At 43.3% G+C, this 8,576-nt stretch carries 8 protein-coding genes and 1 pseudogene; 5 read left to right on the top strand and 4 right to left on the bottom strand.

The window, feature by feature from the left end; translation table 11 throughout:
* From CH373_RS14865 to rimP, 3 genes and pseudogenes are all read right to left on the bottom strand, one after another.
* A pseudogene (locus CH373_RS14865) lies at positions 1 to 601 on the bottom strand (translation initiation factor IF-2); the annotation flags it as partial.
* 71 nt (positions 602 to 672) lie between these two features.
* Positions 673 to 2,028: a transcription termination factor NusA gene (gene nusA, locus CH373_RS14860; protein ID WP_100714244.1), complete on the bottom strand. Its 1,356-nt coding sequence runs from the start codon at positions 2,026 to 2,028 to the stop codon at positions 673 to 675.
* A 2-nt stretch (positions 2,029 to 2,030) separates the two neighbouring features.
* On the bottom strand, positions 2,031 to 2,459 hold the full coding sequence (gene rimP / locus CH373_RS14855) for a ribosome maturation factor RimP (RefSeq protein ID WP_243393422.1): 429 nt from the start codon (positions 2,457 to 2,459) through the stop codon (positions 2,031 to 2,033).
* 357 nt (positions 2,460 to 2,816) lie between these two features.
* On the opposite strand from rimP, the gene CH373_RS14850 reads away from it, so the two are divergent.
* From CH373_RS14850 to CH373_RS14830, 5 genes are all read left to right on the top strand, one after another.
* A complete protein-coding gene (locus CH373_RS14850; RefSeq protein WP_243393418.1) occupies positions 2,817 to 3,998 on the top strand; it encodes an LIC_12708 family protein in 1,182 nt (393 codons plus the stop codon).
* 13 nt (positions 3,999 to 4,011) lie between these two features.
* Positions 4,012 to 5,469, top strand: a complete 1,458-nt coding sequence (locus CH373_RS14845; protein ID WP_100714246.1) for a bifunctional ADP-dependent NAD(P)H-hydrate dehydratase/NAD(P)H-hydrate epimerase — start codon at positions 4,012 to 4,014, stop codon at positions 5,467 to 5,469.
* A complete protein-coding gene (locus tag CH373_RS14840; RefSeq protein WP_100714247.1) occupies positions 5,462 to 6,058 on the top strand; it encodes a hypothetical protein in 597 nt (198 codons plus the stop codon). The genes CH373_RS14845 and CH373_RS14840 overlap by 8 nt, the downstream gene beginning before the upstream one ends.
* Positions 6,059 to 6,144: 86 nt before the next feature.
* Complete coding sequence (locus CH373_RS14835) at positions 6,145 to 6,543, top strand: nuclear transport factor 2 family protein (protein ID WP_100714248.1); 399 nt, start codon at positions 6,145 to 6,147, stop codon at positions 6,541 to 6,543.
* Positions 6,544 to 6,630: 87 nt separating this feature from the next.
* Positions 6,631 to 7,296 carry a hypothetical protein gene (locus tag CH373_RS14830; protein WP_125170000.1) on the top strand — a complete coding sequence of 222 codons (666 nt, stop codon included), beginning with the start codon at positions 6,631 to 6,633 and terminating at the stop codon, positions 7,294 to 7,296.
* Between the two features lie 42 nt (positions 7,297 to 7,338).
* On the opposite strand, the gene CH373_RS14825 is transcribed toward CH373_RS14830, so the two are convergent.
* A complete protein-coding gene (locus CH373_RS14825) occupies positions 7,339 to 8,484 on the bottom strand; it encodes a DUF1343 domain-containing protein (RefSeq protein WP_100714250.1) in 1,146 nt (381 codons plus the stop codon).
* Positions 8,485 to 8,576: the final 92 nt, after the last annotated feature.

Genomic DNA, 8,576 nt, shown 5'->3' with positions numbered 1-8,576 from the left:
CCCCGCCGCCGCCGCCCCCGCCGCGGCGGCGGCGGCGGGGGGCGCCGCCGCGTCGTCCACCGCCGCCGCCTTCACGACCTTGGTAGCCTCCGCCTTGGCCTCCTTGACCGCCACGATATCCACCGCCGCCGCCTTCACGACCTTGGTAGCCGCCGCCTTGGCCTCCTTGACCGCCGCGATCTCCACGATATCCCTCTGGTCTATTAGGGCTGGAGAATGTAGGTCTTTGGTTCGGACGAGAGACTATGATATTGTTGTCTTCTCGTTTGAAAGGAGAAGGAGCTTCTCCAGATTCAGAGGTGTCGGGTTCTAAAGGTACTTTCTGTGTAGGTTCCGGGCGAGAACGCTCTTCGCTGTGGAGAGGTTCTCTGTCCTTATGAGTACTTTGGTATGATTGCTTTGGAGCTGCGCTCTCTCTTTGCGTGTGTGGAGATGCTTTCGGAGAAGGATGCTGTTCCGCTTGAGACTCTTTCTTGCTCTGCGAGGAAGGAGTCGGCTTTTCATCCGCCTTCTTCTTGATCACAAGTTTCTTCTTCTTGCCAGCGTCGGAGGCCCCGGTCCCTTGCAGCTTTTCCTTGATTGTCTTGTTCTTATCTTCCATAGTTCTTCCTGGTCATGCAAAGGGTAGAAGTGATCGGATCACTCCCGCCCTCCTCTCGGGGATTCGAGGGATTAGCCCTCCTCCACCCACTCCACAGATTCGGCCAAGATTCTTAAGATCTGACCCGCAGTCGTCTGTCCAATTCCTGGGAGTTTCGCCAGATCATCCTGGCTAATTTCGATCAAGGTTTCCACGTCATTTATACCAGCACTTCGTAACAAATCAATGAGACGAGCTGATAAACCTGGAAGATCTTCCAATGCAGTTTTTCCATCGTCTTCTTCTTCGACGCTCGGGCTAAACAGTCTTTCCAACCTTTCCCTAGCTTCTGGAGAAGAAAACTCTTCGTTGTATTGTGCAATCGTTTTGATATCAATCCTAAAACCGGTTAGCTGAGATGCCAACTTGACGTTAGAGCCGTTAATTCCGATCGCGAGAGAAAGTTGCTCTTCCGGCACGATCACCATTGCTTCTCTACCGATACTATCTACTTTTACATCGAAAGGTTTTGCAGGAGAAATCGCATTTGCAATAAACTCGGTCGGATCACTAGAATATTGAACGATATCGATTCTTTCGTTTCCGAGTTCGCGAACGATGGATTGAATGCGAACCCCTTTCATTCCGACGCATGCACCTACTGGGTCAATATCACCCCTAGTCGCGTGAACCACCACTTTTGTCCGAATGGAAGGCTGCCTGGCCACGTTTACAATCTCTACGAGTCCGTCGTAGATTTCCGGAATTTCCATTTCAAATAGCTTTCTGACAAAATCCGCAGAAGCTCTAGATAAAGTAATTACTGGAATCGGTTCTCGAGGACGAAGTTCCACTCTTTGTATGATTGCTTTGAGCCTGTCTCCACTGTGATACTTTTCACCAGGATTCTGCTCTCTTTTCGGCATGATTCCTTCTACTTTGCCCAGGTCTATGGACATCGCGTCCTTTTTCCATCTCTGGAAATATCCGTGTGTAAGTTCGCCTTCTTTCACCTTGTATTCATTGTACAAGAGTTCTTTTTCCATATCGCGAAGTCTTTGGAAAACCATTTGCTTTGCTTGGCTAGAGATGATTCTGGAAAGCTCCATTGGCTTTTCACGAAATTCTAAAGTATCGCCGATCTTGGATTCTTTATCAGATAATTGCGCATCCTCAACGGAGATTTCTAAGCCGTTGGTAGGTGTTCCTTCCACAACTTTGCGAGGAACTATGATGACTACGTTATCATTCCCGGAAGAAGAAAATTCCACTTTGATTGGATTCTCTTCGTCATCTATACTTTCTAATCCGGACTTCTTTTTATACGCCGTAATTAAAGAATCACGGATGACCCCCATCACCGCCTCACGGTCGAGGGATTTATCGGCGCAAAATTGCTGGATTGCTTCCAACAGATTGCCTTCAGCTTGATTCTTCTTAACTGCCATAATCAAATACTTACGTACAAATTTCCTTTCAGTATATCCTTCGTATTCAGGATGGCTTCCTTTTTTTTCCCAGATCCCTTCGCTCTCTTAGAAAACAATTCCAAGATCACTTGGTCTCCTCGCCGATCCAAAATCTTAAAGACTCCTTCCTTCTGAGTATCAGAACCTTCGACCCGATACACCAGACGTACCGGGATTCCACGGAACCGATCCAGGTCCCCCGGAAGGTCCAGACTTCTCTCTGCTCCTGCAGAGGAAACCTTAAGAGTATAGTCCAGATCCGGCGAGATCCGTTCCAACTCTTCTTTCAGTTTTCTGGAAACTTGCTCACATTCCAGAAGGCTGACAGAACCAAAGCGATTCTCGAGGTGATCCAACTCGACCTCGATCAGCGTATGGTTGGGCCTTTGGCTGACCTTGAGAGCGTACAATCGAACAGGTTTGAGCAGGATCCCATCTAGGATAGAACCGATTGCCTCTTTACTGACTGTCAATTGCAGGCCTTACTGAGAGTCTCTGAACCCGCCTATCCGTTGAAACGGAGGAAATCCCTGATTTCGGAAGTTATTCTGCTGAATTTCTCCCTTAGGTAATTCCCCGATGAAAGGGTGGTTCCCGATATCCTTTCAAAGTATTTAGGCGAAACCCTGGTGTAAAGTAAATTTTAGTGCGGAGCAGCCAGGAGTTGGCGAACCAAAGTGAAGGCTTGCGAAAACGCTTGTTTTCTGATCGAGAGACAGGAATGGTACCGAAACATCTAAAAGATTAAAATCACTCTAAGTTTTGGCATGAATAGAAACATGTTTGTATTAAAAGATCAAAAAGAAACACTTAAAACAAAGTACCCTTCTCCAAAAGTTTTTATTATTTTCCTGTCACTGGTACTTACTCTGGGCTCTTGCTCCAAGTTTAGAGTCGATGACTACAATCCTTACTTGTACGGAAGGGTAAAATTAGGAAAAGAACTCAAAGAACTGCAAGTTAATATCGTCAATCGAGTGCCGACCAACGTTCCTAGCCAGATCGCGATTGCTTCCGGACTCATGTATGTTCCCGACTTTGAGCAATCTTTAATTAAATGTTATACTACGGATGGTGATATTAAATTCATTTTAGGAAATCCTAAAGAAAAGTCTTCGGATAAACTGAAAATCTACAATATGAAACTGGGAAGAATAGGACTGATCACTGTCTCTTCTTCAGATGATGTGTATGTGCAATCTAGAATTGCTCCTTCCGATGTAAAATCCGACAGAGCTCCCGAAAATATTTTTACCAAAAAGTCAGGGGAATTTCAGACGGAAGCCGAAGAAGCCTTACCATCTGTTTTACTAAAAATTAATGATTCCGGAAAACTGGTCCAGACCATTTATTCAGATGGAGTCGGAGGTTCAGTTCCATTTGGCTACATCGAGCGCCTGGAAGCCGGAAAGAACGATTCCATCTTCGTTTATCATAGATCGGGCGGAGAGATGAGAATGACCGAATTTGACGAAAACGGAAAGCTAAAGATCCGGGTGGATTCCAACGATTTCAAGAATTCCGTAAATTCGGATTCTGATGGAAATACTTGGTATTTGGATAATATTCTGCCTCATTCTGAAGGAGAATATTTCCTTGCTTCCTTCAGTTTTTACGAGGTGAAGTCAGGCAGATTCAAATCCAGAAAAATTTATAAGTTAGATCTGGACAACAAGACCGTAATTCCGATTAAAGAAATCCAAGATCCTTCTGAAACCCTGTTCTGGTTATTAAACGACGACAATTTCTTTATATGGGAAACGGAAATAGAAGAAGGGAATTCCATTCGACTGCAGGTTCACGACGACGACGGAAATCATGTGAACAATATCAGGTTAAATTATCCACCTCCGAGAGGCCTCTGGAGAGAAACTTGGATGGACTCAAACGACGAGATCTATTCCGCGAGAATCCGTTCGGGATATTTAGAAATCCATAAATGGAAATAATCCGACCATACTTATGAAGAGCGAAAACCTATTCTCCGATCAGGAAAGTCAGGATTTAGATAAAATCTCTATTTCCGAATCGGGGATTAGGGCAGAAATCCTGATGGGTTTTGCCGCGCTTTCCATTTTTCAAACATGGTATTCGCAATTTTTAGAATATAAGCAAATCGTCATACTTTCCGGCTCTGGAAATAACGGTGGAGACGGTTTTGCTTTGGCACATTTTCTAAGTGCGGAGAAAATCAAGTGCAAAGTGTTCTTTAAGGAAGGAACTCATTCGGAAGAAACGATCTTTTACAAGAATCTCGCAGAAACTTCGGGAGCCGAACTGCTACCCCTGGAAAAATTCAAAGCTTCGGATTTTTCGGAACAAATCCTGGTCGTTGACGCTTTGCTCGGAACAGGATTTCGAGGAAAACTTACGGGCGTAGTAGAAAACGCAATATCTGAAATTCGCAAACTGCAATCCAGATCGGATATTCGTAAATTCGTAATTAGCATAGACTGCATCTCCGGCTATGATCCAGAAGCAAAGGCACCGTTTGTTCCTGATGCTATCGCAGAAATCGGAATGCCCAAACTGAGAAACCTGATCTTCCCTGAAAAGATTTCGAAGAAAACTTTTCATCCAATCGGATTCAAAAGAGAAGAATTTTCTACCGAAGCGAAAGTACTTTTACCAGCGAAAATAGAGGAAATCCAACCTTATCTTCATAGAGATCCGAGTTCTCATAAATATGGAAACGGCTCGGCTTTTTTTCTGGGAGGCTCTCAAGGAATGACCGGTGCGATTTTGTCCTCGGTTCTCACCTTCCATGAATTAGGCGGAGGAATTTCTACCATACTAAGTCCTTCAGAGAAAACGATTCAAAAGGTCTTAAAAAAAGATCCTTCTCTTATGATCGAGAATTGGAATCCGAAGGAAAATCCGTTTCATTCCAATTTTCTAAAAAAGGCGAAAGTGATTGTATTAGGTCCCGGTCTTTCCAGAGAAGATTCAGCAATCCAATGGTCTCTGCCCCAAAGAATCCCGATCGTAGTAGATGCAGGCGCGATTCTTCCGATCTCCAAACTCGAACTAGGGAAGAATACTCTTTTGACCCCGCATATCGGAGAATGGAGTCAGATCTCAGGAAAGACCTATTCTTCTTTGCCGCAAGCATGGGAAGACGCTAAAGTATGGGCAAAGGAAAAGTCTTGCTATCTGCTTCTAAAAAGTTATGTTTCTATACTTTGCACCCCGGAGGCTAAATCTTACTTTTGGCGGGGCCAGGATCCAAAGCTTGCGGTGATGGGAACAGGAGATGTACTCGCTGGAATGATTGCTTTCTTCTTGGCAAAAGGAGAAAATATTGCCGATTCAGTTCGGTTATCCCATAGTTTGCTCTCCATCTTGGCGGCAAATCGAGAAGGATATCCTACTGCGGGTAAAATTCGCAAAAGCATTCGGAAGGTAATAGCACATGGCTAAAGGATACCATTCCAGATCCCCTGAAGAATTTCAGGAATTTCTAAAGCAGAATCGGGAAAGATCCAAGGACAAATCTAAGACCCGATTGATTCTTTTCATCGATCTGATTCTCTTAATGTTTATTCTTGCCGTGGTCGCTAGGATCATGAACCCGCTTGCATTTACGGGCCGCAAAGAATCCAATCAAGCTTCGATCTCCGGAATCCAAGTAAGGGTCTCCTCCAATCGAGAAGGGAGCGGCAACTTTCCGGTTTTTTTCTTATTCATGCGAAACCAAGCAAGTTCTGAAATTTCTTTTCCCGAATCCAATCTAATCTTTCAAGCCAAAGTAAGTACGAACGAAGGACTGGTTTGTTTTGCGGAAAACTGGGAAGTTCCTGCAAGAATCATCAGCCCCGGCAAAATTGAGTTTTTCAGATTCCAACTCTCTGAACAGGCTGCAAATTCTTTGCCCCCCGAATGCCTTTTTTCGAAGCCGAGCACCTGGAATCGAATACTTTGGGCGTTCGGCGGAACTCCGATCCGAAAATTCGAGCTGGATATCTCTTCTCCAAAAGAATCTGCTAATTTAAAAATTGATAAACTATAAGCGAGAAATTCAAAAAGGCTCCAGTATTCTACAATTTGGGTCCTACTCGGTAGCTCAAAAAGACTAAAGCAAGGGAGCGAACGTTTATGATCACTAGCGTAACCGAACAGAACAAGCAAATCGTAAAACATTTCTTCGACGCGATCAATCGGAAAGAGATGAAGCAGGCCTCCGAGCTTTTGAACGAGGATCTCGATTGGTGGATCATCGGGAAGACTAGAGTTTCCGGAAGCCATGATAAAAGAAATATCATGGTTGGATTCAAAATGCTTCATAGAGAATTCGAAAACCTTCAGTTCATTCTGCATGAATTTACTGCCGAAGGAGATAGGGTTTCGGTGACTGCAGAGTCGAAAGGGCTTCACCCAAATGGGAAGATCTATAATAATCACTATCATTTTCTTTTTACGATCAAAAACGAAAAAATATTCAGAGCAAAAGAGTACTTGGATACTGAGTTAGCTACGTGGATTCAAACGCCCTGATTTGACCTCAGGTTGATTTTTCCGCCTATCGAATCTAAGTTATTGTCTAAAAAAGTCGTTTTGCTGCCCCAGCTGGATAAAACTTATATGAAGAATACAATTAAAATCCAATTTTTATTACTGCTGTTTTTCTTTTCCGGAAGCGCTTCTGCCTCCGAAGTTATAAAGGGATCTCGTTTGTGGTTAGAAGTATCCGAAGTACAAAAAATCAAAGTATTAAAGTCCAAGGATAACCTGTTTAAAACGGGGGATGTGATTCTCAATGCATTGAACTGTAATTATGACGAAACAGTCTGCGAAAAAGTAGATACGGCAGAAGCTCGAAGTTCCTTTGCAAATTCCCCCTTTAAAGATGATAGCGCTATAAACAGTATTAAATTGCTCCGTGATGGAAGAAAATATTCGATATATAAAAATCGAGACGGAAAGATAGAAACGAAGGAAACCATTCACTTAAAATCGTACATAGACTCTAAATTCGCTAAGGAATTTGATTGTTTCGCATATAATAGAATCGTAAAATTAAAAATAGATACGATAGGGCGCTATCTGAACTTAGCTGCGGATAATGAAAGTTTGAGAATCGATTTCCGCGAACTAAAATGTAATCGATTTAATATTATCTGCGAAATCAAGAGTGAAACAGAGGACTTAGGCTTAATTATTATTACCGAGCAAGAGGAATTCCTTCTAAAGTTTAATAAGTCGATACAGTTGTTGCTCGGAAGTTCCGAGTTAAAATGCATCTACTGATTGTTCCTAAGGATTGAAGATTATGTTTGTGGCCGGTTCGATTTATCTGTACGGTTTCGTCTCTTTTTTCCAATTCTGTTCTGTTTCTTCCAGATATTCTTCCATCTCCAAATAAGAAGATTTGCCTGATAGATATTCCAAAAGGAAAGAATCCCCTACTAATAATTCGATCGCAGGCAAGTCTGATCTGAATTCGTAAGGCCCTTGCAAGTATTCGAATCGATTCGGGTAAGATTCGCGCAGGGACCGAATCAGGTGCAAACCGAAAAGCAAGCTATGAAATCTATCAGGTTTTTCTAATAGAATTTGGTAGCCTCCGCAAACTTTTCCGGCATGCTTGTGGAAGGTGGGAATAAATCTAAGCGGTCTGAGTTTAAAAATTCCTCTCTGAGGCTCTTCCAACTTTTTTAAAAAAATCTCATTAGATTCGTCGATATATGGGGCTCCGAAAATTTCAAAAGGCTTTGTGGTTCCGCGTCCCTCCGAAACATTCGTTCCTTCTAATAGACACATGCCCGAATACACATAACACGTGCTAATCGCAGGGATGTTCGGCGAAGGAGGAATCCAAGTATAGGGATTGTATTTTTTTGGGTGCCAATCCCCTATTGGAATCTTATAAAAATCGAATCCAAAGGAATACTTATCCTTATAAAACTCCAGCAACGCCGCTGGCGTCAAACCGTGTCGATGAACTGTTCCTTCCACACCTACGAAAGAAGAATACTTTTCGCCTAATGGACTTCCTTCGACCCTGCTGCCCGCCGGATTCGGAGAATCGACGACCACCACTTTCATCCTTTTGCCGCTTTTTTGTGAGTACGATTCTATAGCATGCATTAGATACAGCGCTGTAGTAAGAAATGTATAGTATCTTGCACCTACGTCTCGAATATCGATCAGGATCGTGTCCAAATTTTCCAGTGAGTTTTCGGAGGGGACCAGGGAAGTCTCTTCATCCCCGTATAAATTTACGATTTCGGTCCCGGGGATATTGTAAGAAAGTTGAGAGCCGGAAACCTGATCCTGCAATTCTGCAAATAATCCGTGCTCCGGTAGGAACAACTTCCTAAGACCGAATTCCTTATAAACATTTTTAAAGTGATAATCATTCTCCCAGCCGTACGCGCTCTGATTGGTGAGCATTCCTATACTGGAATTCTTCAGGATGGCTGGGAAACTTTTCATTCAGAAAAGGATGTTTGGAAGCAAGGGACTCCGCGTCAAGCAGTAGAGAGTCTTTGGGAAAGGTAACTCGGAACCTGGAATCTGCGAAAAAA

The sequence above is a fragment of the Leptospira perolatii genome, from assembly GCF_002811875.1.
GTDB classification, from domain to species: Bacteria; Spirochaetota; Leptospiria; order Leptospirales; family Leptospiraceae; genus Leptospira_B; species Leptospira_B perolatii.
Note: the sequence above shows the minus strand (reverse complement) of the source record. Positions and strands in the feature narration are given on the sequence as shown.